At 62.3% G+C, this 23596-nt stretch carries 26 protein-coding genes and 1 pseudogene; 15 read left to right on the top strand and 12 right to left on the bottom strand.

Features of this window, described 5'->3' with window-relative positions:
- Positions 1–91: 91 nt before the first annotated feature.
- Positions 92–337 (bottom strand): GlsB/YeaQ/YmgE family stress response membrane protein, encoded by a 246-nt coding sequence (locus tag BGN91_RS13235; protein ID WP_292613857.1) that lies wholly within the window; start codon positions 335–337, stop codon positions 92–94.
- Between the two features lie 273 nt (positions 338–610).
- Here BGN91_RS13235 and BGN91_RS13230 point away from each other — a divergent pair, with 273 nt between their 5' ends.
- Both BGN91_RS13230 and sseA read left to right on the top strand, forming a co-directional pair.
- On the top strand, positions 611–1024 hold the full coding sequence (locus BGN91_RS13230; protein WP_292613846.1) for a rhodanese-like domain-containing protein: 414 nt from the start codon (positions 611–613) through the stop codon (positions 1022–1024).
- A 293-nt stretch (positions 1025–1317) separates the two neighbouring features.
- Positions 1318–2178 carry a 3-mercaptopyruvate sulfurtransferase gene (gene sseA / locus BGN91_RS13225; protein WP_292613844.1) on the top strand — a complete coding sequence of 287 codons (861 nt, stop codon included), beginning with the start codon at positions 1318–1320 and terminating at the stop codon, positions 2176–2178.
- A 7-nt stretch (positions 2179–2185) separates the two neighbouring features.
- On the opposite strand, the gene BGN91_RS13220 is transcribed toward sseA, so the two are convergent.
- The gene (locus tag BGN91_RS13220; RefSeq protein WP_292613842.1) at positions 2186–3007 is read right to left on the bottom strand and encodes a hypothetical protein; all 822 of its coding nucleotides are present in this window, start codon (positions 3005–3007) and stop codon (positions 2186–2188) included.
- 339 nt (positions 3008–3346) lie between these two features.
- On the opposite strand from BGN91_RS13220, the gene BGN91_RS13215 reads away from it, so the two are divergent.
- Entirely contained in the window at positions 3347–4504 is a 1158-nt protein-coding gene (locus BGN91_RS13215; protein ID WP_292613840.1) for a L,D-transpeptidase, read from the top strand.
- A gap of 96 nt (positions 4505–4600) precedes the next feature.
- On the opposite strand, the gene BGN91_RS13210 is transcribed toward BGN91_RS13215, so the two are convergent.
- Positions 4601–4822 (bottom strand): hypothetical protein, encoded by a 222-nt coding sequence (locus tag BGN91_RS13210; protein WP_292613839.1) that lies wholly within the window; start codon positions 4820–4822, stop codon positions 4601–4603.
- The gene (locus BGN91_RS13205) at positions 4819–5025 is read right to left on the bottom strand and encodes a hypothetical protein (protein WP_292613837.1); all 207 of its coding nucleotides are present in this window, start codon (positions 5023–5025) and stop codon (positions 4819–4821) included. Before BGN91_RS13205 ends, BGN91_RS13210 begins: the two co-directional genes overlap by 4 nt.
- Before the next feature lie 229 nt (positions 5026–5254).
- Here BGN91_RS13205 and ettA point away from each other — a divergent pair, with 229 nt between their 5' ends.
- The 6 genes from ettA (at position 5255) to BGN91_RS13175 (ending at position 12591) form a co-directional block, all read left to right on the top strand.
- Positions 5255–6907, top strand: a complete 1653-nt coding sequence (gene ettA / locus BGN91_RS13200) for an energy-dependent translational throttle protein EttA (protein WP_292613835.1) — start codon at positions 5255–5257, stop codon at positions 6905–6907.
- Positions 6908–6936: 29 nt separating this feature from the next.
- Positions 6937–7653, top strand: a complete 717-nt coding sequence (locus BGN91_RS13195) for a hypothetical protein (RefSeq protein WP_292613834.1) — start codon at positions 6937–6939, stop codon at positions 7651–7653.
- Positions 7654–7835: 182 nt separating this feature from the next.
- Positions 7836–9767: an AI-2E family transporter gene (locus BGN91_RS13190; RefSeq protein WP_292613832.1), complete on the top strand. Its 1932-nt coding sequence runs from the start codon at positions 7836–7838 to the stop codon at positions 9765–9767.
- Positions 9768–9845: 78 nt separating this feature from the next.
- Positions 9846–10616, top strand: coding sequence for a trans-aconitate 2-methyltransferase (tam, locus tag BGN91_RS13185; RefSeq protein ID WP_292613830.1), 771 nt, complete (start codon positions 9846–9848; stop codon positions 10614–10616).
- Between the two features lie 131 nt (positions 10617–10747).
- Positions 10748–11335, top strand: a complete 588-nt coding sequence (locus tag BGN91_RS13180; RefSeq protein ID WP_292613828.1) for a TIGR00645 family protein — start codon at positions 10748–10750, stop codon at positions 11333–11335.
- Positions 11336–11337: 2 nt separating this feature from the next.
- Positions 11338–12591, top strand: a complete 1254-nt coding sequence (locus BGN91_RS13175; RefSeq protein WP_292613826.1) for a lytic murein transglycosylase — start codon at positions 11338–11340, stop codon at positions 12589–12591.
- Positions 12592–12671: 80 nt separating this feature from the next.
- On the opposite strand, the gene BGN91_RS13170 is transcribed toward BGN91_RS13175, so the two are convergent.
- Both BGN91_RS13170 and BGN91_RS13165 read right to left on the bottom strand, forming a co-directional pair.
- On the bottom strand, positions 12672–12950 hold the full coding sequence (locus tag BGN91_RS13170; RefSeq protein ID WP_292613825.1) for a hypothetical protein: 279 nt from the start codon (positions 12948–12950) through the stop codon (positions 12672–12674).
- Positions 12951–13194: 244 nt separating this feature from the next.
- Complete coding sequence (locus BGN91_RS13165) at positions 13195–13515, bottom strand: hypothetical protein (RefSeq protein ID WP_292613823.1); 321 nt, start codon at positions 13513–13515, stop codon at positions 13195–13197.
- A 308-nt stretch (positions 13516–13823) separates the two neighbouring features.
- On the opposite strand from BGN91_RS13165, the gene BGN91_RS13160 reads away from it, so the two are divergent.
- Positions 13824–14081 carry a (2Fe-2S)-binding protein gene (locus tag BGN91_RS13160; RefSeq protein ID WP_292613821.1) on the top strand — a complete coding sequence of 86 codons (258 nt, stop codon included), beginning with the start codon at positions 13824–13826 and terminating at the stop codon, positions 14079–14081.
- 174 nt (positions 14082–14255) lie between these two features.
- Positions 14256–14738 (top strand): bacterioferritin, encoded by a 483-nt coding sequence (bfr, locus tag BGN91_RS13155; RefSeq protein WP_292613819.1) that lies wholly within the window; start codon positions 14256–14258, stop codon positions 14736–14738.
- A 62-nt stretch (positions 14739–14800) separates the two neighbouring features.
- Here bfr and BGN91_RS13150 read toward each other — a convergent pair whose 3' ends face one another.
- A complete protein-coding gene (locus tag BGN91_RS13150) occupies positions 14801–16894 on the bottom strand; it encodes a S9 family peptidase (protein ID WP_292613817.1) in 2094 nt (697 codons plus the stop codon).
- Between the two features lie 236 nt (positions 16895–17130).
- Between BGN91_RS13150 and BGN91_RS13145 the strand changes: the two genes are divergently transcribed.
- On the top strand, positions 17131–17397 hold the full coding sequence (locus tag BGN91_RS13145; RefSeq protein ID WP_292613815.1) for a DUF2277 domain-containing protein: 267 nt from the start codon (positions 17131–17133) through the stop codon (positions 17395–17397).
- A gap of 38 nt (positions 17398–17435) precedes the next feature.
- Entirely contained in the window at positions 17436–17876 is a 441-nt protein-coding gene (locus BGN91_RS13140) for a hypothetical protein (protein WP_292613814.1), read from the top strand.
- Between the two features lie 29 nt (positions 17877–17905).
- On the opposite strand, the pseudogene BGN91_RS13135 reads toward BGN91_RS13140, so the two are convergent.
- Positions 17906–18016 (bottom strand): annotated as a pseudogene (locus BGN91_RS13135) (helix-turn-helix domain-containing protein); the annotation flags it as partial.
- A 622-nt stretch (positions 18017–18638) separates the two neighbouring features.
- Positions 18639–19439, bottom strand: coding sequence for a class I SAM-dependent methyltransferase (locus BGN91_RS13130; RefSeq protein WP_292613812.1), 801 nt, complete (start codon positions 19437–19439; stop codon positions 18639–18641).
- Positions 19440–20033: 594 nt separating this feature from the next.
- Between BGN91_RS13130 and BGN91_RS13125 the strand changes: the two genes are divergently transcribed.
- Entirely contained in the window at positions 20034–20270 is a 237-nt protein-coding gene (locus BGN91_RS13125; protein WP_292613811.1) for a hypothetical protein, read from the top strand.
- 29 nt (positions 20271–20299) lie between these two features.
- Here BGN91_RS13125 and BGN91_RS13120 read toward each other — a convergent pair whose 3' ends face one another.
- Positions 20300–20554, bottom strand: a complete 255-nt coding sequence (locus tag BGN91_RS13120) for a helix-turn-helix domain-containing protein (protein ID WP_292613810.1) — start codon at positions 20552–20554, stop codon at positions 20300–20302.
- A 744-nt stretch (positions 20555–21298) separates the two neighbouring features.
- On the opposite strand from BGN91_RS13120, the gene BGN91_RS17680 reads away from it, so the two are divergent.
- Positions 21299–21658 carry a hypothetical protein gene (locus BGN91_RS17680; protein ID WP_366408562.1) on the top strand — a complete coding sequence of 120 codons (360 nt, stop codon included), beginning with the start codon at positions 21299–21301 and terminating at the stop codon, positions 21656–21658.
- 61 nt (positions 21659–21719) lie between these two features.
- Here BGN91_RS17680 and BGN91_RS13110 read toward each other — a convergent pair whose 3' ends face one another.
- Both BGN91_RS13110 and BGN91_RS13105 read right to left on the bottom strand, forming a co-directional pair.
- Positions 21720–22679 (bottom strand): YiiG family protein, encoded by a 960-nt coding sequence (locus BGN91_RS13110; protein WP_292613809.1) that lies wholly within the window; start codon positions 22677–22679, stop codon positions 21720–21722.
- 107 nt (positions 22680–22786) lie between these two features.
- Positions 22787–23596: class I SAM-dependent methyltransferase (locus tag BGN91_RS13105; protein WP_292613808.1), on the bottom strand; the 810-nt coding region annotated here is incomplete at its 5' end.

Genomic DNA, 23596 nt, shown 5'->3' with positions numbered 1-23596 from the left:
AGCGGCTTGCGTCTGTCGTTTTAAGTCGGGGACCTCACACCGGAAAACGGCCGCCGTTGTCGGCGGCCGTTTGGCGAATGCGAGGTTGACGTCAGGCGCGTTTGATGAACGCCACGACCAGGAGAACGATGATGGCGCCGATGGCCGCGTTGATGATCTGGGCGAAGAAGCCGCCGCCGATCAGGACTCCGAACAGCGGCAAAATCCAGCCGGCGACGATTGCGCCGATGATGCCGATGACGATGTTTCCGATCAGCCCGAAGCCTCCACCTTTCACGATCAGGCCGGCCAGCCATCCCGCGATCGCGCCGACGATCAACCACACGATAACGCCCATAAATCGCTCCTCCTGAAATGCCGCTCTCATCGGCATTTCCTTGATGTTCGCCTGCTTATATCGCGTTTGGCAATAGGCCGGGCAGCAGATCAATTCTAGATGAAAAAGCCGACGGGTCCAGGAGATCGCTTGTTGCGGTTACTTTACATTCGGGGAGGAGCATTGCGTTAAGCATGATTTGCCGTTCACGCCGATTGTGCGAGGATGCTTCGCATCGTTTGTCCAATCCGAGCTTTCCCCGTGCCACGGGGAAAGGAAAGGCCGGAGGTAAAAATGACCCAGACGATCACGCGCGGCATCAAGTCGTTGCTCGAGGACGCGAACAAGGAAATCGAGACCATGAGCGTGGCGGACGTCAAGGCGGCTGTCGAACGCGGCGATGCCGTTCTCGTCGACATCCGCGATCCGCGCGAGCTCGAGCGGGAAGGCAGGATTCCCGGCTCGTTTTTCTGTCCGCGCGGCATGCTTGAATTCTGGATCGATCCTGCAAGTCCCTATGCGAAACCGATCTTCCAGGAGAACAAGAAGTTCATCTTTCACTGCGCTTCGGGCTGGCGTTCGGCGCTGGCGGCGAAGACCGCGCAGGACATGGGCATGAAGCCGGTCGCGCATCTCGGCGGCGGCTTCAAGGCTTGGCGCGATGAGGGGGGAGCGGTCGAGACTGTCGAGCCGCAGGCGAAGGCGTGAGATGATCCGGTCATGCCCGGCCTTGTGCCGGGCATCCACGTCTTCGTGGTCTGGCCTTGCAGTCGTCTGACCTTGCAAAAGACGTGGATGGCCGTGACAAGTCCGGCCATGGCGGCGGTTAGATTGATAGTTTCGTCATGCGGGCATGGGCGCGAAGCCCCGTTTCCGCCCGCCTGAGACCCGCGTGTCGATCTTTCGGGAAGAAGATGGATCGCCGGGCATAAGACAAGCGGAAGCCACGCCGTTCTTCAACCGGTAATGTCCGGCAATGACATGCAAGCGGAATACTGACCATGACCTCCACCGCCGACGATCCCCTCGTTTCCACCGAATGGCTGGCCGCGCATTTGGGTGATGCCGGGCTCAAGGTCGTTGACGCCTCGTTCAAGATGCCCGGCGTTCTGCCGCTGCCGGTCGATGATTTTCTCGCCGCGCATATTCCCGACGCGGTGTTTTTCGATGTCGATGCGGTGGCCGATCGCGCCTCGCCGTTGCCGCATATGTATCCGGATGCCGCGCAGTTCGCGCGTGATGTCGGCGCGCTCGGGATTTCTTCCGGCGATACGGTTGTGATTTATGATTCCGGCGGCTGGGTCGCCGCTCCCAGGGCATGGTGGATGTTTCTCTCTTTCGGCCACGGCGATGTCCGTGTGCTCGACGGCGGCCTGAAGAAATGGCGCGCGGAAGGCCGCCCCGTTCAATCCGGCGCGGCGTCGCCGAAGCCGGGCAAATTCACGGCGGCGTTCGATCCTGCCCGCGTGCGCAGCAAGGCGCAGCTCGTGGATAACCTGTCATCGCGCCGCGAGCAGCTCGTCGATGCGCGCGCCGTCAATCGCTTCGAGGGCAGCGCGGCGGAGCCGAGGCCGGGTTTGCGTTCGGGGCACATCCCCGGCAGTCGCAACCTGCCGTATGGCGCGCTGTTCGATGCCGAGACCGGCACCATGAAGCCGCTCGACGAGTTGCGCGCCGCCTTTGCCGGCGCCGGTGTCGATCTCGCGAAACCTGTCGTTACGACTTGCGGCTCCGGCGTGTCAGCCGTGGTTCTCACGCTCGCGCTTTATCGCCTCGGCGTTCGCGGCTCCGCGCTCTACGATGGGTCGTGGTCGGAGTGGGGATTGCGCGATGGCCCGCCGATCGCGACCGGCCCCGCCTGAACGGCCCTCATTCGAACGGCGATGCTGGCTGCAAGGCCGGGTTCGGAGCTACCGGTCGCACGCGACGCGGATGCTGGATCACATGGCGGTGACGGGCGCGCTTGACGACAGGCGGCTTCGCCGATGATCGCTTGGCGACCGACGACGCCTTCCCGGTGGCCTGCGCTATCCGTGTGGGACGGCGGCCAGGCAGAGGCGGCTTGAAATGCGCTCCGAATGGCGAGGTCATCGTTTCGGCGACGTCGGATGCGCCTGCATCGGCTTTGGGTGCGTCGGATTTGGCGACATCGGTTTTTGCGGTGTCGGTTTTCGCCGCTGCATCCGATTTGGCGACATCGGTGGTTGCAGCACCGGCGTTCGCGCTATCCGGCTTGACGGCATCGCCTGCCTCGATCGAGGTCTCGACTCGCGGCGGCTCGGATGGTTTTTCGGTGGCTGCTTCGGCGGAGGGCGCCGTGTCCGCACCGGGCGGCGCGGCGGTGTCGGGCAACGCCGGGGAAGCAGCGGACGCGGTGCTGTCGGTCGCGGACGAAGCTGAATTCGCGGCGGAAGGCGCGGCGCCGGTGGAGTTTGGCTGCGCATCCGGTGCCGCCGCGGCGGGCGCGTCGGCATGCTCCGGCGCGGCGGGGGTATCGACCTGCAGCACCGCCAGCGTCGGCTGTTGCGTCTCCTCTCGCGATCCGAACGTGACTTCAGGCATTTGCTTGAGAGGCAGGCTTGCGAACTCTTCATGCGTCGCCCGCAGCAGGGCTGCGGCGCCCAGACCGAAGATCACCATCGAGACGGCCAGCACGATCGCGACGGAGAGGAAACGGAAGCCGGGCAGCATGGGTGTTGGTCCGCCTTCGCCGCTCGGTGCGCGACGGTGATCGGGTCATCGGAACGTGGCAGGATACACGCCTGATTGATGGGCGCGCCAGCCGGTTCCAGCGAATCAAGCGTTTCGAGGATACCGCAACTGGCCCAGCCACGCGCCAAAAATCGCCGCGGTGACTGCCAGCTTGGCCAGTGCGGCGGAACTGGTGAGGCACAGAGGTCACGCTTCCCGGGCGAATTGGGAATTATGATCGAATCGGGACGCTTTTGTCGGAATTGTCTTGAATGCGCCGCTATCCTGCGCGAAGTGGCCGTTAACGATCCGGTGGTTTGTCGGGCTTATACAAGGGCAATGATGATCAAGCGCATTCTGACGGTTTTTGCGACGGTCCTGGCTGGCGCAGCGGGAACTTCGCTCGCCTCCGCTCAGGGGTATCCGCCCGCGCCGGGCACGATCTATTCCGCATCGCCCTCCGCTTACCCGGGCGAGTCTTCATACCCGCCAGAAGATGGCCGCCCGGCTGCGATCGACGGGCTTCCTGATTTCGATTCGGCGGAGGACCGATCGCCGCCGCCGCCGCACGATTCCGCTGCGCTTCCCGCGCCCGGTCCGATCATGTCGCCCGACGATCCGCGTTATGGTCGCCCCGCCTCCGCTCCGTCCTACTCGGATCGCGGCATGGCGCGGGGTCCGGTGATGTCGCCGGACGATCCGCGTTACGGTCAGCCCGGCCCCGCCCAGTATCCGACGCGCGCGCCCGAAACGGTTGCATCGACGGGCGGCCCGACCGCAGGTTTCGCGCCGCCGCCGGCTCCGGTGGGCGCGGACGGCAGGCCCGCTCCATTGTCGGCGCTGCCGCCGGACGAGCAGCCCGAGGCCGATCAGGGCGGCGAAAAGCAGTTGGCGCCGAGACTGCGCCGTCAGGAAGTCACGTTCGCGACCAAAGAGCCGGCGGGCACCATCGTGGTCGATACGGCGAACACGTACCTGTATTATATCCTCGGTAACAATCGCGCGATTCGCTACGGCGTGCGCGTCGGCCGCGACGGCTTCACCTGGACCGGCGTGCAGAAGATCAGCCGCAAGGCCGAGTGGCCGGACTGGCATCCGCCGACGGAAATGATCGAGCGCCAGCCTTACCTGCCGCGCTTCATGGCCGGCGGTCCCGGCAATCCGCTCGGCGCGCGCGCGATGTATCTCGGCTCGACCGTTTATCGCATCCACGGCACCAACCAGCCCTCGACGATCGGCAAGTTCGTATCGTCGGGTTGCATCGGGATGCTCAACGAGGATGTCTCGGACCTGTTCGATCGCGTCAAGGTCGGCACCCGCGTCGTGGTGCTGCCGGGCGGTCCGCCGCACACGGATACGACGGCTTCCACCCAGCCTGCCTCGGGTCAGCCGCCGCCGAATGCAGCGCCCGTTCCGCAGCCGCCGCTGACGGCGAGCCTGCCCGGAACCCAGCCGGCCGCGGTGGCCCCGCTGCCGGCGCCGGTCACGATCCGGTAGCCGCCGCGCTGCTTCGAGATCGCCTGACGCCCACGGCGGATGAGCCGGACCCCTCGCAGGGACGGCCTCAAGGTGTGACTTCATCCTGCGGCAGTTTTATCGACTACGAGGCCCTGATATCTGCGTGCCCTTGAGCCACGCGGCGATGTCCTCGATCATCTCGACGTAATAGCGCCGGTAGTTATCGGAGACGGCGTGCGGTCTGGCGCCGGCGATCGAATGCGCCGTCGGCGCGGCCTCGTTGACGATCGGTCCGCGCGCGCTCGTTCGCGCGCCGCCGTTGCGTGACGCGAGATCGCGGCTGCGCAGCCGGTTCATCGGGAGCCACCCGGTGGATGCTGGCCGTGTTTGGCGTGCCAGGCGGGTCCGGGTCCGCGCATGTAGTGCAGTTCGGGCCGGTAGGAATTGAAAGCGGTCGCAGCGAAATCGCGCCAGAAGCCGCGAATCCTATCGAGCCATGCGCGCTGCTGATCCTGTTTTCCGGTCTGGCCGGAGGTTGACGCCGATACGCTGGTCGTCATGGTCGTTTCTGCCGTGTTTGGTCGCGAACTTCTGCCGAAGGCCGCGGTGATCTCCGATCCCGCCATTCTCTGGTGGATACAATTAAAATGCAGTTCGAATGAGACCGCGAAGAATGCTCTTCTCGTCAAGCTTTCCGGATGGTTAAGCCAAGGTTGCCCTTTGGCTTCCGCGCCGCTACATCAGCGGCAGCAAATTCCCCCTAAAATTGCAACGCTTTCAGGGATCACGATGGCGCGCCAATTCGTCTACTTCATGCAGGGCTTGTCCAAGACCTATCCGCCGAACCGGAAGGTGCTGGATAACATCCACCTGTCGTTCTATCCGGACGCCAAGATCGGCGTGCTCGGCGTCAACGGCTCGGGCAAATCGACTCTGCTGAAGATCATGGCCGGTCTCGACAAGGATTACACCGGGGAGGCCTGGGTCGCGGAAGGCGCGCGCGTCGGCTATCTCGAGCAGGAGCCGCAGCTCGATCCCGCCAAGTCGGTGCGCGAGAACGTCATGGAGGGTGTCGCCAAGCAGAAGGCGATCCTCGATCGCTACAACGAACTGGCGATGAACTATTCGGACGAGACCGCCGACGAGATGACGAAACTGCAGGACGAGATCGAGGCGCAAGGCCTGTGGGATCTCGACAGCAAGGTCGATCAGGCGATGGACGCGCTGCGCTGCCCGCCGGACGACGCCGACGTGACGAAACTCTCCGGCGGCGAGCGACGCCGCGTCGCGCTGTGCCGCCTGCTGCTCGACCAGCCGGAGCTATTGCTGCTGGACGAGCCGACCAACCATCTCGATGCCGAGTCGGTGTCGTGGCTGGAGGGGCACTTGCGCAACTATCCCGGCGCGATCCTGATCGTCACCCACGACCGCTACTTCCTCGACAACGTGACGGGCTGGATTCTCGAACTCGATCGCGGCAAGGGCATTCCCTACGAGGGCAATTACTCGTCGTGGCTCAAGCAGAAGCAGAAGCGGCTCGAGCAGGAAGGCCGCGAGGATGCCGCGCATCAGAAGACGCTGGCGCGCGAGCAGGAATGGATCGCGGCTTCCCCGAAGGCGCGGCAGGCCAAGTCCAAGGCGCGCTATCAACGCTACGAGGAACTGCTGGACAAGGCCAGCGAGAAACAGAGCCAGACCGCGCAGATCATCATCCCGGTGGCCGAGCGGCTCGGTAACAACGTCGTCGACTTCGAGGGTCTGACCAAAGGTTTCAGCGACCGCCTGCTGATCGACGATCTGACTTTCAAGCTGCCGCCGGGCGGCATCGTCGGCGTCATCGGTCCCAACGGCGCCGGCAAGACCACGCTGTTCCGCATGATCACGGGTCAGGAAAAGCCGGATGCCGGCAGCATCACTGTCGGCGAGACCGTGCATCTCGGCTACGTCGATCAGTCGCGCGACGCCCTCGACGGCTCGAAGAACGTCTGGGAGGAGATTTCCGGCGGCAACGACCAGATCCTGCTCGGCAAGAAGGAAGTCAATTCGCGCGGCTACTGCTCGGCGTTCAACTTCAAGGGCGCGGACCAGCAGAAGAAGGTCGGCTCGCTCTCGGGCGGCGAGCGCAACCGTGTGCATCTGGCCAAGATGCTCAAATCCGGCGCCAACGTCTTGCTGCTCGACGAGCCGACCAACGATCTCGACGTCGATACGCTGCGCGCGCTGGAGGAGGCGCTGGAGGATTTCGCCGGCTGCGCCGTCATCATCAGCCATGATCGCTGGTTCCTCGACCGCATCGCGACGCATATCCTCGCCTTCGAGGACGATAGTCACGTCGAATGGTTCGAGGGCAACTTCCAGGATTACGAGAAGGACAAGATGCGCCGGCTCGGCCAGGACAGCGTCATTCCGCATCGCGTGAAGTACAAGAAGCTGACGCGGTGAGGGGATGATGGCGCGGGGGGCCATCGATCATGACAGCCGTTCTTTCAGGCCGATCGTTCGGGTGGCAGGTCGCTCTCAGGATCGGCATTTTTCTGACATTCGTAATCGGCCTTCCGCTCACTCTCTATGTGCTGGATCGTCTCAATGGCGCTGAAGACGTGGCGGGCGAGGCCGTCTCACTCGTCACGGCTACGCCGTTCGGTTTTTTACTGTTCCTCCTCCTCGTTGTCTCGCTGGTCCGGCCAAGCTGGCGGCGGATGAGAGCGCTGGGCTTGCCCGGCTGGTCCGGGCTGATCGTCCCGGGGCTGCTGTTTGCCGACATCAGCTACATCGTCTCCAGCCAAGGCGGATTGGGATTCTCGAGCAGCACGCTGGACGGACGAATACCGCTCTATGCGATCACGGCTCTCGGCCTCGTCCTCGCCATGGTCTGCGCCCGTCCGCCAGCCGAGGCGTCTGACGGTTTCCTCCGTCTCGGGCTTGCGGGCAGGATTGCGGCCATTTTGATTGCGCTGATCGTTTTGCGCATCCTGTTCGATTTCGGAATGGCGAGATGGCTCCACAGCGTTTTATTGCAGCCGGAGGAATATGCGCCACCGGCGGCGTTCACGATCCTCATGAGGTCGTCGTATTGGACCTATATGATCGGCCCCTACATCTGCCTGATGCTTTTGGGCGTCGCGTCCTGGTGCGTGATCCTCTCACGCCGCGACGCCCATCGGATTACCGCACGCAGTCCGTCCTGATTAGGTTTTGACAGCGAGTCGGAAGAGGGACGGGCAGGGGGCCGCCGCCTCCACGGGCATCCATGGAACCAAAACGGCCCGGCGATCATTGATGATCCTGAATATTCGGGGTCATGCCGGCTGTGAGTCTCGATCTGGATGCGAGGGTGACGCCACCAAGAGCCGGTTTCGGCGATGGAGCGATGGCATCGGCCGTCATCGCCGCCCTCGTGATCTGCGGGCTGTATGTCGGACGTGAGATTTTCGTCCCCATCGCGCTGGCGGTGCTCCTGAGCTTCGTGCTTGCTCCGCTGGTGGAGGTTCTGGAGCGATGGCGTTTCCCGCGCGCCGCCAGCGTGCCGCTGGTGGTCGTCATCGCCTTTATCGCGATCTTCGCGCTCGGCAGCCTGATCGCGAACGAGGTCAGACATCTGGCCGAGGGCCTGCCCCGCTACCAGCAGACCATGCAGCAGAAAATCCAGTCGCTGCGGGCATTGACGTCAACAGTGGCGCTCGATCGCGCCGCGGATATTCTTCAGACTCTCGGCAAGGAAATCAACGTACCGCAGACTCCGTCGCCGTCGCCTCTGTCCGAAACGCCCGGCGAGGCAAAGCCGATCCCGGTCGAGGTGCGTTCTCCGCCGCCGTCCGCACTCGAGAGCATTCTGGCTCTCATCAGCCCCCTGCTGCATCCGTTGGCGACGGTGGGCGTGGTGATCGTCTTCGTGGTCTTCATCCTGTTTCAGCGGGAGGACTTGCGTAACCGCGTTATCAAGCTCGCGGGCTCGAACGATCTGCAGTCCGCGACCGCGGCGATCGATGACGCGGCGGGTCGCCTCAGCCGTTTCTTTCTGATGCAGGTTGCGCTCAACACCAGCTTCGGCGTGCTGGTTGGCGTCGGGCTTCTGGTGATCGGCGTACCCAGCGCCATTCTCTGGGGAATCCTGGCTGCGATCCTGAGGTTCGTGCCCTATGTCGGCGTCTTCATCGCGGCGTTCTTTCCGTTGACGCTGTCTGTGGCGGTCGATCCTGGCTGGTCGATGCTGCTATGGACGGGCGCGCTCATTTTCCTGACGGAACTCATGATCGGTCAGGTGTTCGAACCTTTGCTCGTCGGGCATAGCAGCGGATTGTCTCCTGTAGCCGTTATCGTCTCGGCGACATTCTGGACCGCGTTGTGGGGACCGATCGGCCTTGTCCTTGCGACTCCCTTGACGGTGTGCCTCGTCGTGCTGGGCCGCCATGTCGAGCATCTGAGATTTCTCGATATCCTTCTCGGCGATCGTCCGGCGTTGTCACCTCCGGAGTTGTTCTATCAGAGGATGCTGGCCAACGATCCGGCGGAAGCCGTGGATACGGCGGAAGAGTTTCTGAAAGAGAGTTCGCTTGCCGAATACTACGAGACCGTCGCGCTGAAGGGATTGATGCTGGCGCAGGCCGATCTCAGGCGCGACCGGCTGCTGCCCGATCGTCTTGCTGAAATCAGGGACAGCGTTGCCGAGGTGATCGACGATCTGGCCTCCGAGTCCGACGACGCCCCCGCGGGCGGCCGGACGAAGGACGCGGAAGCCGCCGACGCGGTCGAAGAGACGGCCGATGCACCGATGCCCGAACTTCCGTTCATTATCCGTGAGGGTCTTCCGCCGGATTGGCAGTCCGAATACCCCGTGCTGTGCGTCGCCGAGCGCAGCGATCTCGACGAGGCCGCCGCGATGCTTCTCGCCCAGATCCTCTCGAAGCATGGTCTCGCAGCGAGAGCCGCGAGGAAGGAGGAGACATCGACAAGCGGAATATTCCGGCTCGACGGCTCCGGCGTGAGGCTGGTGTGCGTGTCCGCTCTTGAAGACAGAAGCACGGCCCACACGCGCCATCTCGTGCGCCGGCTGCGGCGCAAGATGCAGCAGGCGCGCATCCTTGTCTGTTGCTGGGGGCGGACCAACACTGCGATGACCCGCGATCACCTCAACGCCGACGCGGTCGCGGACAATCTGGGCGAAGCCGCCGTCTATTGTCTGTCGCTGGTCGAGCAGACTGCCGTGCAGGACAACGGCGCCGGGCCGCGCGCGTCATCCCGGCCGGCCGTTTCCCGGCGGGGGCGGGCTGAGCGAAAGGCGGATCGCACCGGACCTTCATGACGTCCGTTTTTCCGCCGCGATCGGTGTTGACTTGCTCCGTCGTGCTTGTTTGGTGTGGAAGAAGTTCGGAGAGACGCGATGGACGACTGGAGTGCCGAGCAATACTTGAAGTTCGAGGATGAGCGGACGCGGGCTTCGCGCGATCTGCTGGCGCAGGTCCCGCTGAGCGCGCCGCGCAAGGCCGTCGATATCGGTTGCGGTCCCGGCAATTCCACCGAACTGCTGGTCGACCGCTGGCCCGGAGCGGAGATCATCGGTATCGATACGTCCGCCGATATGCTGCGGCGGGCACGCGAGCGGCTGCCAGAACAGACATTCATCGAAGCCAATGTCGCGCACTGGGTTCCGCCGGGGGACACCGATCTGCTGTTCGCCAACGCGATCTTCCAGTGGGTGCCGGATCATCTGCGCCAGTTGCAGCGCCTGCTCGACACATTGTCGTCAGGCGGGGTGTTGGCGGTGCAGATGCCCGACAATCTCGACGAACCCAATCACGTCATGATGCGCGAGGTAGCTCATTCGGGACCGTGGCGCGAAACGCTCGTGGGCGCGGCGCGGGCGAAAGACAGGCTGCTCCGGCCAGGCGGCTACTACGACGCGCTGCGGCCGCTGTGTCGGCGCATCGAGATCTGGCACACGATCTATAACCATGTCCTTGCGGAGGCCGCGGCGATCGTGGAATGGGTGAAGGGCACCGGGCTGCGGCCATTTCTCGATCCGCTCGAGCCTGCCGAGAGAAAAGAGTTCCTGCGCGAATACACCGCGCGTATCGCCGCCGCCTATCCGTTGCAGGCGGACGGCAAGGTGTTGCTGCGCTTTCCGCGTTTCTTCCTGGTCGCGATCAAGTGAGGCGGTGGATCCCCGCGATTGCAGGACCCCGAAACGCACGCCGTTGCGCTGCATTTTGCCGCGGTGCATCCTCTCGATTTCGTCGTGGTGAATGGAATAGAAGGCTTCTCCCCCCATGATGAGACCGCGTGATGTCCCCGACGCCTGAAACTCCGCAAATCGTGAAGACGGCCGCGTTGCGCCCGCTGCCGATGCTGATCTTTTCCTCCCGCTGGCTGCAGTTGCCGCTTTATATCGGCCTCATCATCGCCCAGGGCGTCTATGTCGTCCTGTTCCTGAAGGAGTTGTGGCATCTTATCGCGCACTCCTTCGATTTCACCGAGCAGCAGATCATGCTGGTGGTTCTTGGCCTCATCGACGTGGTGATGATCTCGAATCTTCTGGTGATGGTCATTGTCGGCGGCTACGAGACCTTCGTGTCGCGGCTTAATCTCGAGGGCCATCCCGACGAGCCGGAATGGCTCAGCCATGTCAACGCCAGCGTTCTCAAGATCAAGCTTGCGATGGCGATCATCGGCATCTCGTCGATACATCTGCTGCGGACCTTCATCGAGGCGGGAAACCTCGGCAGCGCGGCGCGCCCTACCAACTACACCGAAAGCGGCGTGATGTGGCAGACCATCATCCATCTCGTATTCATCGTGTCGGCGATCGGCATCGCGCTCGCGGATCGCATCTCGAGCGGGCCGAACGGAACGCACGTCCAGACGGAGCATTGAGGATGGCCGCCGCCGACCGGAATTCTCTGCGGCGGCTTGCGATCGCGATCACGATCGCGCTTGCTCTCGGTGTCGGAATGCCGCCGGCGCAAGCGGCCGATGCCGGCTTCAAGCAGTTCATCGCTTCGCTATGGCCCGAGGCGCAACAGGCCGGCGTCTCGCGCGCGACCTTCGATGCCGTGACGGCGACACTCGAGCCTGACTACAAGCTTCCCGACCTGATCCTGCCCGGCCGGCCCGCGACCGGTGCGCCGTCGCAGGCGGAATTCGTCCAGGTGCCGGCGGATTACATCAAGGAAGGCAGCATCGCGCGGCTGGCGGCCGAGGGGCAGCGGTTGATGCAGAAATATCGCCCGACGCTGAGCGCGATCGAAAAGCGGTTCGGCGTGCCCGCGCCGATCATCCTTGCGATCTGGGGCCGCGAGACCGACTACGGCCGCTACACGCTTCCTTACGACGCGATGCGCGTGCTGGCGACGCAGGCTTATGTCGGCCGCCGCAAGGATCAGTATCGCACCGAGTTCATCGACGGGCTGCTGCTGTTGCAGCACGGCGACGTGTCGCGCAAGAACTTCCGTGCGTCGTGGGGCGGCGCCACCGGTCTCACGCAGTTCCTGCCGTCCGAACTTGCAAAGCATGGCGTCGATTTCGACGGCGACGGGCGCGTCGATATCTGGACCTCGGTGCCCGATGCGCTGGCTTCGGCCGCGCGGCAGCTGGTCAACAAGGGCTGGCAGCCCGGCGTGCGCTGGGCCTACGAGGTGCGCGCGCCGGCGAGCGTCGATTGCACGGAGGGCGTGCCGGCGGTGACCAAGCCGATCGGCGAATGGCTGCGCGAGGGGTTCTCGCCGGTGCGGGGACAACATCTGACCGCGGCGGAACGCGCGCAGTCCGCCTCGCTGCTGCAACCGGAAGGCATCTATGGGCCATCGTTCCTGACCACGAAGAACTACTTCGTGATCAAGGAATACAATTTCTCCGACCTCTACGTGCTGTTCGTCGGCCATCTCGCCGACCGCATGACCAGTCCGCTGCCGTTCGCGACGCCGTGGTCGGCATCGACCCAGTTGCGCAGCCGCGACGTCGAGGCGATGCAGCGCCATCTGACGCGGATCGGCCTGTACAAGGACAAGATCGACGGCAAGGCAGGAATGCTGACGCGTGCGGCGCTCGGCGCTTACCAGAAGTCGGCCAAACTCAAAGTGGATTGCTGGCCGAGCGACGCGGTGTTGCGCGCAATGAATGGCGCACGCTGATCCAGGACGTTTGCGAACGAAGCGGCAAAAGAAAAACCCGGCCGTGAGACCGGGTTTTCAGAATCGTCAGGCGATCCGGATCAGTCGCAAACCCGGATGCGGCGGAAGCGCCAGCCATATCCGTCCCAGAATCTCTCCCGCACCATGTGGCAAGGCGGTTCTTCCACATAGACCGGGGCCGGCGCGGCATAGGCCGGGCGGCTATTGGCAATTGCGCCGCCGATAAGGGCGCCGCCGATCAAGCCTCCAGCAATACCGGCCGCGACGTCGCCGCCGCCGGCATGCGCCTGCGGAGCCGTCACTACCGAACCTGCCGCGACCGTAGCAGCCGCGAGAAGGGCGAAAACTGTCTTCTTCATCTTGAAGTCTCTCCTGAAGAGTTGCGCCACGGTCGGGCGCTAGGTTTAGAGCAACTTGCAACGCCGTCGTTCAAGTCGGCTGTCCCACCCCGAAGTGCCCAACATCAACCTGATGCAAACGTTCGCTAGTCAGTTGGCTGAAATAACGGCTTTTTAAGGCCTTTGCATCCGGCGCTCCGGAAAACGCCCACAGGGTATGATCCGGAGATCGATTCGTTAAATTAAATCTGGGGGCGCTCCCGGATCAGCCGCACACCCGGACGCGCCGGAGCCGCCAGCCGTAGCCATCCCAGAAGCGCTGGCGCTGCCAATAGCAGCCGGGCGCCGCGACATAGCCAGGCCCGTAATAGCCGTAGCCGGGGCCATAGTATCCCGGACCATAATATCCGGGGCCGCCGTAATAATAGCCCGGTCCCGCCAGCGCTCCACCCAAGATGGCGCCGCCGATCAGTCCGCCAACGACGCCGGCAGCGACGCGACCGCCGCGTGCTTCGGCAGCTTGAGGCGCGGCAACGGCTGTGACCAGCGCGGCGGCAGTCGCCAACGCCAATATTTGTCTCTTCATGGCTTCACCTTTTCCTCTTGCGTCCATCGACAGCAATCCGGGCGGGCTGTCGATGGACGATTTCACATCCGGTTTGAACGATTAATGAACGCAGCGGCCCAATGCCGCCATGATCCGGGATTTAACGTGAAAAATTGATAATGTATTTCAGTAAGTTACATCGTATCGGCAAAACAGGCGGCCAGGGTGGCCGGAGCCGGTCCTCCGGTAGTTTGGAATAGCTTCAAACAGCCGGTTTTCCCTTTGCGTTTCGCGGCGTGCTCCAACAATATCGGGCCGGGTCCGCGTGCCACAATTGGGTTCTGTTTATGATTGTTTGTTCCTGTAACGTGTTGACCGATCACGATGTTCGCTCCGCCGTAACCGCACCGGATGACCTGCGGCGCTCTCCCCGGCAGGTCTACGGATGTCTTGGATGCAGTGCCGAATGCGGTCGATGTGCCCGAACGATCAGAACCATCATCAAGGAAGCGCTCGGCGCCTGTGCGCGGAAGTGTTGCGAAGGGTGTCCTCACTCCGCAATGCATGCAGAAGTCGAGCGAATTCAGACCGAAATCACCCTCTGAACGTCCCATCACTCGCCGATAAGTCTTTTGCGCCTCGCTTGGCCGGCGGATGGCTGACCGTCCTTTCTTGGGGGTTGTTGCGCTGCCGAATCTGATTTAGAAGTATTCTAAATTGGATCGGCAGGCGCGACGGCCGTCTGCCAGCGTCACAGCACATAGAACAGGAGTTGCTCCATGAAGGGCGAACCGAAAGTTATCGAATACCTGAACAAGGCGCTTCGCCACGAACTGACCGCCATCAACCAGTATTGGCTGCATTACCGGTTGCTGGACAACTGGGGCATCAAGGATCTCGCGAAGAAATGGCGCGCGGAATCCATCGAGGAAATGGAGCACGCCGACAAGCTGATCGACCGCATCATCTTCCTTGACGGTTTCCCGAACCTGCAGGTGCTCGATCCCCTGCACATCGGCCAGAACGTCGGCGAGGTGATGGATTGCGATCTCAAGGCGGAATATTCGGCGCGCGCGCTCTACGAGGAGGCCGCGACCCACTGCCATTCGGTAAAGGACTACGTCACCCGCGACCTGTTCGAGAGCCTGATGAAGGACGAGGAAAGCCATATCGACTTCCTCGAAACCCAGATCGATCTCATCAAGAAGATCGGCGTCGAGCTTTACTCGCAGAAGCATATCGGCGAAATGGATCACGACTGATCGCGACGTTCCGCCTTCTGAAAAGCCGGCGCCTTCGAGCGCCGGTTTTTTTACGTCTGTCGTCAGTCCGCTGAAGGCCGGTCGCGTTTCACCGCCCACAGTGCGAAAGCATAGGCGAGGGCAACTTCATCAAGACGGTCGAAGCGGCCCGAGGCGCCGCCGTGTCCCGCACCCATGTTGGTTCGCAGCAGAACGGGACCGCCGGACGTCATGGTGGCGCGCAGCCGTGCAACCCATTTCGCCGGCTCCCAATAGGTGACGCGAGGATCGGTCAGTCCGCCCATGGCCAGAATTGCCGGATAGTCCTTCGCCGCGACGTTCTCGTAAGGCGAGTAGGCCAGGATGGTGCGGAAGTCCTTGTCGCTTGTAATCGGGTTGCCCCATTCGGGCCATTCCGGCGGGGTCAGCGGCAGCGTGTCGTCGAGCATGGTGTTGAGCACGTCGACGAACGGCACCTCCGCGACGATGCCGGCGAACAACTCGCCTGCTCGGTTGGCGACCGCGCCCATCAGCATGCCGCCCGCGCTGCCGCCGTGGCCGACGATGTTTTTCGCGGACGTATAGTCCGCGGCGATCAGCGCGCGGCCGCAAGCGGCGAAATCGTCGAAAGTGTTGATCTTCTTCTCGCGCTTGCCGTCGAGATACCAGCCCCAGCCCTTGTCCGCGCCGCCGCGGATGTGGGCGATGGCGTAGACGAAGCCCCGGTCGACCAGCGACAGCCGGTTGGCCGAGAACGACGCCGGCATTGCGTGACCGTACGAGCCGTAGCCGTAGAGCAGCAGCGGCGCGCGGCCGTCCCGCGCGAAATCCTTGCGATGCAGGATCGACACCGGGACCTCCGCGCCGTCCTTCGCCTTCGCTACGATACGGGTGGTGACATAGTTCGCAGGATCATGTCCCGACGGAATCTCCTGGCGCTTGCGTAAAGTTCGCGAGTGGCTCGCCATGTCGTAGTCGAACACCTCAGATGGCGTCGTCATCGACGAGTAGCTGAAGCGCAAGGTGGTGGTGTCGAATTCGTAGCCGCCATGGGTATCGAGCGAATAGGCGGCCTCGCCGAAGGCGATTGCGTGTTCATCGCCGGTTGCGAGGTCGCGGATCACGATCGACGGCAGCGCGTTGGCGCGTTCGAGCCGCACCATGTGGCCGGAATAAAGTTCCAGATCGAGCACATAGGTGCCGGGACGATACGGGATCAGGTCGCGCCAGTTCGCGCGCTCGGGTGCCGCCAGCGGTGCGGTCACGATCTTGAAGTCGATGGCGCCGTCGGCGTTGGTGAGGATGAAAAGCTCACTGCCCCGATCGGCGACGGAATACTGCACGCCGTCCTCGCGCGCGGCGATCAGGCGCGGCGGCTCGTCGGGCCTTGCGAGATCGATCAGCCGCTGCTCGGAGGTTTCATGATCGCCGCCGGCGATGACGCAGAACCGGCCGCTGGCGCTCTCATGAATATGGGTGAACCAGCCCGCGTCCTGTTCCTCGTAAACCAGCACGTCGTCGGATTGCGGCGTGCCGAGTTGGTGGCGATAGACCTGCAGCGGGCGGTGATTATCGTCGAGCTTGACGTAGTAGAAGGCGCGTGAGTCGGCGCTCCATACCACGCCGCCGTCGGTCTCCTCGATAACGTCGGCGCGATCGGCGCCATTGTCCCAGTCGCGGATCCGGATCGTGAAATACTCCGAGCCGCGATCGTCGGCGCTCCACGCTTCAAGGTGGTGGTCAGGCGAATGCCGCGCATCGCCGAGCTTGAAGAATTTCTTGCCTTCGGCAAGCGCATCGCCGTCGAGGAGGAAGCGGGCGTCGCCGCCGTCGCGCGGCTGCCGTCCGATCATCCGATGCTGGCCGCCCTCCCGGTATTTCGTGAAATAGGCGAAGAGTCCGTCGGGAGAGGGGACGGTGGAATCGTCCTCCTTGATGCGGCCGCGCATTTCCGCGACGAGTTCTTTTTGCAGCGGTTCGGTCGAAGCGAGCAGGGCGTTTGAATAGACGTTTTCGGCCTCCAGGTAAGCGCGGATGTCCGGCGCCAGCAACGACGGCTCGCGCAGCACCTGCTGCCAGTTCGCGTCCTTCAGCCAGGCATAGTCGTCGGTCAGGGTGATGCTGTGATGGGTGGAGGTGTGCGGCCGGCGTTCGGCCTTGGGGGGCGTCGATGTCATGATGCTGTTCATAGAGCGTTTTCGAGCGAAGTGGAATCCGGTTCGCGTGAAGAAAACGCGTCAAATCAAAAAGCTGGAGTCCTTCACCGTTTCCGTGAAATGGTGAAGACTCCAGGAGGGCGGGACCTCGGCGGCAAGCGATTGCCGGCGGATCCTGACAGCGGGATGCCGGTGGCGACACCGGCCATGACGAGGTATGATCCGGCTCGCGACGGGCTGAGCCGGAGACGAGCCTGATGTGCCGCAACATCAAGACGCTGTTCAATTTCGAACCGCCGGCGACGGACGAGGAGATTCATGCCTCGGCCCTGCAATTCGTGCGCAAGCTTTCAGGCTTCAACAAGCCGTCGGCGGCAAATAAAGCGGCGTTCGATCGCGCCGTCCATGATGTCGCGCATGCCGCCCATCATCTGCTGGCGTCGCTGCACACGCAGGCGCCTGCGCGCGATCGTGCGGTGGAAACGGAAAAGGCGCGCGAACGCAGCCGGGCGCGGTTCGGCTGATCGCGCCGGCGCTTAGGGCAATAACGACGGGGGGCAAGATGAAATACCTGACCTGTCTCATCGGCGCGCTCTGTCTGGCCGGGGTGCTTTGTCCGGCAATGCCGTCTTCGGCCCGCGCCGCGACGTCGGAACGGTTCGGCATGGGCGGCTGGATCAAGGACTTTCAACCGGAAATCGACCGCGTCAACGCCAGCGGCGAACTGTTTCGCATCAAGGGGCACTGCCAGTCGAACTGCACGCTGTTCCTCGGCGTGCGCAATGTCTGCGTCGAGCGCGGCGCGCGACTTCTGTTTCATTCAGGGCACGATCGCCAGAGACGGATCAACGCTGCATCGACCCAGCGCATGCTGAGTGCCTATAATCCGAAACTGCGTCGGTACGTGATGGATCATCACTACATGGACACGCTGGAATTCCACGCCATCTCCGGCGCGGATATCATCGACAAGTTCGGCTACCGGGAATGTCCGCGCCGATAGAGGCTCCCTACGTCGTCCCGCTCCCGCAATCAGCCGTGATCGGGCACCTCCAACCCCATGGCTTCGTACTGCCGGATCTTGTTACGCAGCGTGCGCACCGAGACGCCGAGAACCCTTGCGGCGCGCGTGCGGTTGCCGTCGCGAGGGACAGCAACGCGTCAAGCGCGCTGGATGATCCTGTCGGGTCCTCTCCAACGAATGCCCACGCAAGCCCTCGCCTCGACACAAGCGACCAAGCAAACCGATGGCGGCACCACCGGCACCATTGCGGCTCAGCCGCGCCGAAGTTGCGCGACTCCTCAGTCGCAACGTCGCGTCGATCATCAGAATGGAGGCCATTGGCCTCCTCCACGTCGTAAAATTCAGCGACGCCCTCATGCCCCGCGTCTACTACCGCGCTGACCAAGTAGAAGCGCTGGCTCAGGATGGTATGCGCGGATGACGATCCGGGCGGGATCTCCCCGTATCTCCTGATTCATGGACTCTCATGGAGACGTGGACAGCAATGTCAGATCAGATAATGAGCTTAGGTTTAAAACTCGATGGGAAACGACGATCGCGATGGCGACCATGATTGCAAATGGCCCGCTGGCATTGAACTCAAACCACTTCTGCCGAAGCTGTGGTTCTCGTCAATGCTCAAATTGGCGTCTGCTAGACTACTGGAGCGTAATGATGCCTCATAGAATCGCCATCATGCTTCATCTGTTCGGTGGCGAATGATCTTTTCGAAAACCAGCATCACTGGATCGTGCTCCAGCTTCATTTAATGGCTACGAACTTCACTGCGATTAGCGTGCGTCCAATCGCCTTGCGAAGACCGGTTGGCAGAAAGGCAAGGGCGTTTTCGAAGGTCGTAAAGGGCCACACTGGCAGAAGCGCAGGGATGACAACCGAACGGTAGCTTACAAGCACCTTAAATCGACTGAATCCAGCGCGCCGAAATGTTTCAACGAGATCCTTGTTGCTGTATTCTTTAAGGTGGAGCCCTGTCGGCTTGTCGTCAAAATGAGCAGATATATCGTGAGGGCCACATAGCGCGTTGGGCGTTATGCAGACATAGATTCCACCGACGCGCAACGCCTTGTGAATCTGGGCAAGCTGCTCATCGGCATCCTCGGGATGTAGATGCTCCAGCAATTGATTGCTGTAGGCAAGATCAACGCTGCTGGCGGGAACCGGGATGCTGGACCCATCTGAAATGACAAGCTCCAGGTTTTTCGTAAAGCTTTGTTGCCCTGCGATTTCGTTGGATACCTCAACGGCGTATACCTTGCCCACATGCTGGGCAACACGCTTGGCTAGCGCGCAGTCGCCAGCACCAACCTCCAGATAGACCATGCCTTGGCGAATGAGATGTCGGATCACTCCGAACTGTCGATCGGTTTCTCTGGTATCGGTAGCAGACTTTTTTTTCGTGACCTGACAATGGTTGGGAACACTAACAAAAAGCTCGTTGTATACCTCAGTGTAGAGGTGGCGGCGCTCCGATTTGCTAGCTCTACGGAGGCGATCAGCCAATTCACGCTCAATTCTATAATGATGCAAAATATCCGGCGTCATGATGCCAAGCTCCTGGCGAAATAGATTTACAATAGCCGCAATGCACAAAAAACAATCATCACTTTTTAAAGACCCGCGTGGGACCGAAAACAGTATCTCCGGCATTTGGGAAAGCAATTGTAAGCGGCGCTAAATTTTTTACCGGAATTCATCCGTATACCAGCGATTGAATCCACGCAGAGATCGAAGCTCAAATTCATCCCTTTGATGATGCCCAATTCTGATTTGCAATCATAAAAAAATAACATTTATCCAATGATCATAGATGTTTACTAGATCAACTAGATTTTTGATTGGCGATTGACTGCGCATTCTACTCTGAGTTGTAGTCGCCGCAGACGTGCGAGAAATGAGAAAACCTGGCGAAGCCCCCAAGGCCGTTCGCGTCTGTCTAATGGCACCCACGTCTTACCAAGACCTACGGAGGGTCGGGCTATTTGGGCGCGGTGTTTTCGCGATCTCTTGATCCTCCGTACCAACAAGCTGCCAATGGCCCGCGCCGATTGCTCGAAAGCGTCGGACTACAACGCAGGCCTCGCGATATCACACCGTTGATGAATATCTTCGCGCCCAGGAGACGCAGGAGGATAGGCCGTGAGAATCAAGGCCACGATCCGCAAGGCGTTCGAAGATGCCTTCGCCAGCTTTCCAGAGGGCGTTGGTCTCGTCGCCGTTGAGGATACGCTTGCGCCTATGTTCGCCCGCATTGTGGCCGTGCATCCCCGGGCACCACGGGCGACGCGTAGTCATCATTGCGTTTGGCATTTCCACGCCATCTCCGGCGCGGATATCATCGACAAGTTCGGCTACCGTGAATGTCCGCGCCGATAGAGGCTCCCCACGTCGTCCCGCTCCCGCAATCAGCCGTGATCGGGCACCTCCAACCCCATGGCTTCGTACTGCCGGATCTTGTTACGCAGCGTGCGTACCGAGACGCCGAGAACCCTTGCGGCGCGCGTGCGGTTGCCGTCGCAACGCGCGAGCGTCTGCAACACAAGCTCCCGTTCGACGTCGGTGACCGTGGAGCCGACCAGCAGCGGGATCACCGCGTCCGGCGTGAGCGCAGCTTGAGCCAGCTGCGGACGTTGCGCTCCGGTTTGCAAATCCTGGGTCATCAGTCCCTCCGAAGCTGCTTCCCAAGGAAGCCGACTGGATTGAGACCCCCATCCCCCGGCCATATGGCTAATGATATGGTTACCAGATTCTTAACAATCGATGTGAGTCCGGAGTAAGCCGGAAAACAAGGGAGAAGTGCGCGGTTTTGCGGAAAAAATGCGCGTAACAGTAGAATGTGTTATGGGAAACGGAATTTAACGCGAATTGTGTTTCCGCTTATCGCAAGCATCGATTGCGCGTCATGCAATGGCGAATCGCTTCGGCCGGTCGAAGGCATCGCAAGGCACGTCGCGTCCTATCATCCCAGCCGCCATCGCCGTTACAAAGCCGAGCAGTAATGCGCGCAGCGGCTGGAACGTTGTCGCCAGGATCGCGAATCGTCTCGCGAAAGTGGATGCGCCGATGCCGGCGATTGCGCTTGCCGCGTTCGCTCCTTACGCTTGCGAGCCATTCGAATCACGTCCTTCCTTCGAACTCCGGAGAACGCTCCCATGCCGTCAACATCCCGGCTTCGCGCCGTTTTGATCGCGCTGGCTGTCTGCCTTGGCCTGTGCTCCGCAGCCCGCGCCGACAGCGGCACGGTGACGCTGACGATCTATAAAGGCGGCTGGATCATCGGCGCGTCCGGCGGCGGCGGCACGCTCACCTTCCACGGACGGCGATATCCGCTTTCGGTCGGCGGACTGGATTACGGCCTGGTGTTCGGAGGATCGAAGACCGTGTTGCACGGCCGCGTCAGCCGCATCAATCGCCCATCCGATGTCGCCGGCGTTTATGGAGCAGCCGGCGCTGGCCTTGCGTCCGGCGGCGGCGGCACGCTCACCTTCCACGGACGGCGATATCCGCTTTCGGTCGGCGGACTGGATTACGGCCTGGTGTTCGGAGGATCGAAGACCGTGTTGCACGGCCGCGTCAGCCGCATCAATCGCCCATCCGATGTCGCCGGCGTTTATGGAGCAGCCGGCGCTGGCCTTGCCATCGGCGGCGGCGCTCGCGCCATCGTGCTGAGCAACCAGAAGGGCGCGGTGCTGGAACTGTCCGGCCGCCAGTTCGGCCTGATGGCCAACGCCGATCTTTCCGGCCTTGCGATCACGATGCGATAGCGACGCGGGCGCGCGTCGACGGCACAAGACAACGCGTCGAGGCGGAACGCTCGCGGCCGGCTCAGATGGTGACGCCGCGGTTATAGCTCTCGATCAACTGGTTGTAATCGCGGAGCAGCCGCGGCGGCGAGCCCTCGACCATCCAGCCGCCGCCGCCACCGAGCATCATGCGGTCGCCCTGGCTGTAGGGCACCTTGTCACGGATACGGCGCATCAGTTGCTTGGCCGAGGTCAGATAAGACTTGGCGTTGTTCATGAAGAACGAGCCGAGTTTCGCGTCGCCGTTCTTGCCCGAGGCGTCTTCGGCCGCCTTCACCGCGGCTTCATATTCGCCCAGCGCCGCCGTGATCGCCGAGATGTCCGGCTTGTCGGCGTCCTCCGCGCGGAGCAAGCGTTTGGCGTGGATCATCAGCGCCTCGACGTGATAGCGCACCTTGCGGCCTTCCTTCGCCTCGATCGCTGCGAGTTGCTCCGCCGCCTGCTTGTCCTTGATGGCCTCGACCCCGGCGCGCAGTTTCTTGTCGGCGCTCGCGAATGCGTCCCACGCTGCGACCAGGCGCGGATGCAGCGCCTTGCCCTTGGCCATCCTGTCGTCCTTGTAGTTCTCCTGCTCGTAATAGTCGTCGGCCTCCTTCAGGAGCGGCTCGAGTGTGCCGACAGCTTCGGCGTAGGCGGAAGCAGCAGCCTCGAGATCGGCGTCGCGCGGCTCCAGCGCATTGGCCTTCTCGACGTTCTTTTTGCAATCCGACGTGTCGTAGATGGTGTAGGTGCCGTAGATAATGCGCTCCTTGCCGGTCGGCCCGGTTTTCTTCGCCCACGAGAAGTAGCGGTTGCGGGACTCATACGACCGCTCTGACAGGCGGTTGATGCAGCCGACATAGGCGTTGAGTTTTTTGATGAGTTGCGAGGGCGGCGGGGAGGAGGGCGTCTTGTCTTGCGCGCTGTCCTGCGCGGTGGCGGACGCGAGAGAAAGGCCGAAGGCTGCGGCGGACAACAGGGCAATCGCCCGAAACGGCGTCATGGTTCTCTTCCCTCGCGATGCTGACAATCCCCGCATAGGTCGCGGTAGCTGGTATCAAGGTTCATCGGTGCGGCGCGGCGCGCAGCCGCGGCCGCACCTTCCGCGCCTTAAACGGCAGCCATGATGACGTGGGCCTGGATTTTGGCTGCAACTTCGCCACTGCCGTGCCGCGCCGCAATCGCGGACGTGGCCTCGTCGGTTGCGGCCTCCAGCCTGCCCGGTGCTCGCGCTTCGATTTCGTTGCGGAGAACGGTTCCCTGACAATACGCAACGGCTGGAACGCGTGGCGAGGAAGCGCGGCTCTGCTCGGCTTTCGTCTCGATCACGACGTGGGAAAAACCAGCGTTGTTCAGTTCGCTGCGGATCAGCGCCGTATCGTGGTAGCCGTGCGGCGTGCGCGCCAGGAAGCGTGGGGGATTGTCCGGAAACATCCGCGCGAGCGCGTTCGTCACGTCATCCGCAAAGACATTCTCCTCGATGCGATCCCACACGCTGAGCAGGAAATGTCCGCCGGGCTTCAGGACCCGCTTGGCTTCGCGGTATGCCGCCGGACGGTCGGGAAAAAACATCGCGCCGAACTGGCAGCACACCAGATCGAAGGTTGCATTTTCAAACGGCAGCGCCAGCGCATCCGCCTGTCGCCATGTGATGCGACCGTCGGAAGGTTGTCGTGACGCGGCGTAGTCGAGCATCGGCCGGTTGAGGTCGGTGACGGTATAACTCGCGTCGGGCGACAGTTTCGGCGCCAGTGCGCGGGTGACGGCGCCGGTGCCCGCGGCGATTTCCAGAACGGCGCTCGGCGACAACGCCGCCGCACGTCGCGCCATGTCCGCGGCGTATGGCTCGAAAATCAACGGCACCATATGGCGGTCGTAGTTTTCCGGGACAGAGCCGGCGAAATCCTTGTCCGTTGCCAG

The organism is Nitrobacter sp. 62-13 (assembly GCF_001896955.1).
Taxonomy (GTDB): Bacteria; Pseudomonadota; Alphaproteobacteria; order Rhizobiales; family Xanthobacteraceae; genus Nitrobacter.
This window is presented reverse-complemented; position numbering and strand designations above follow the sequence as displayed.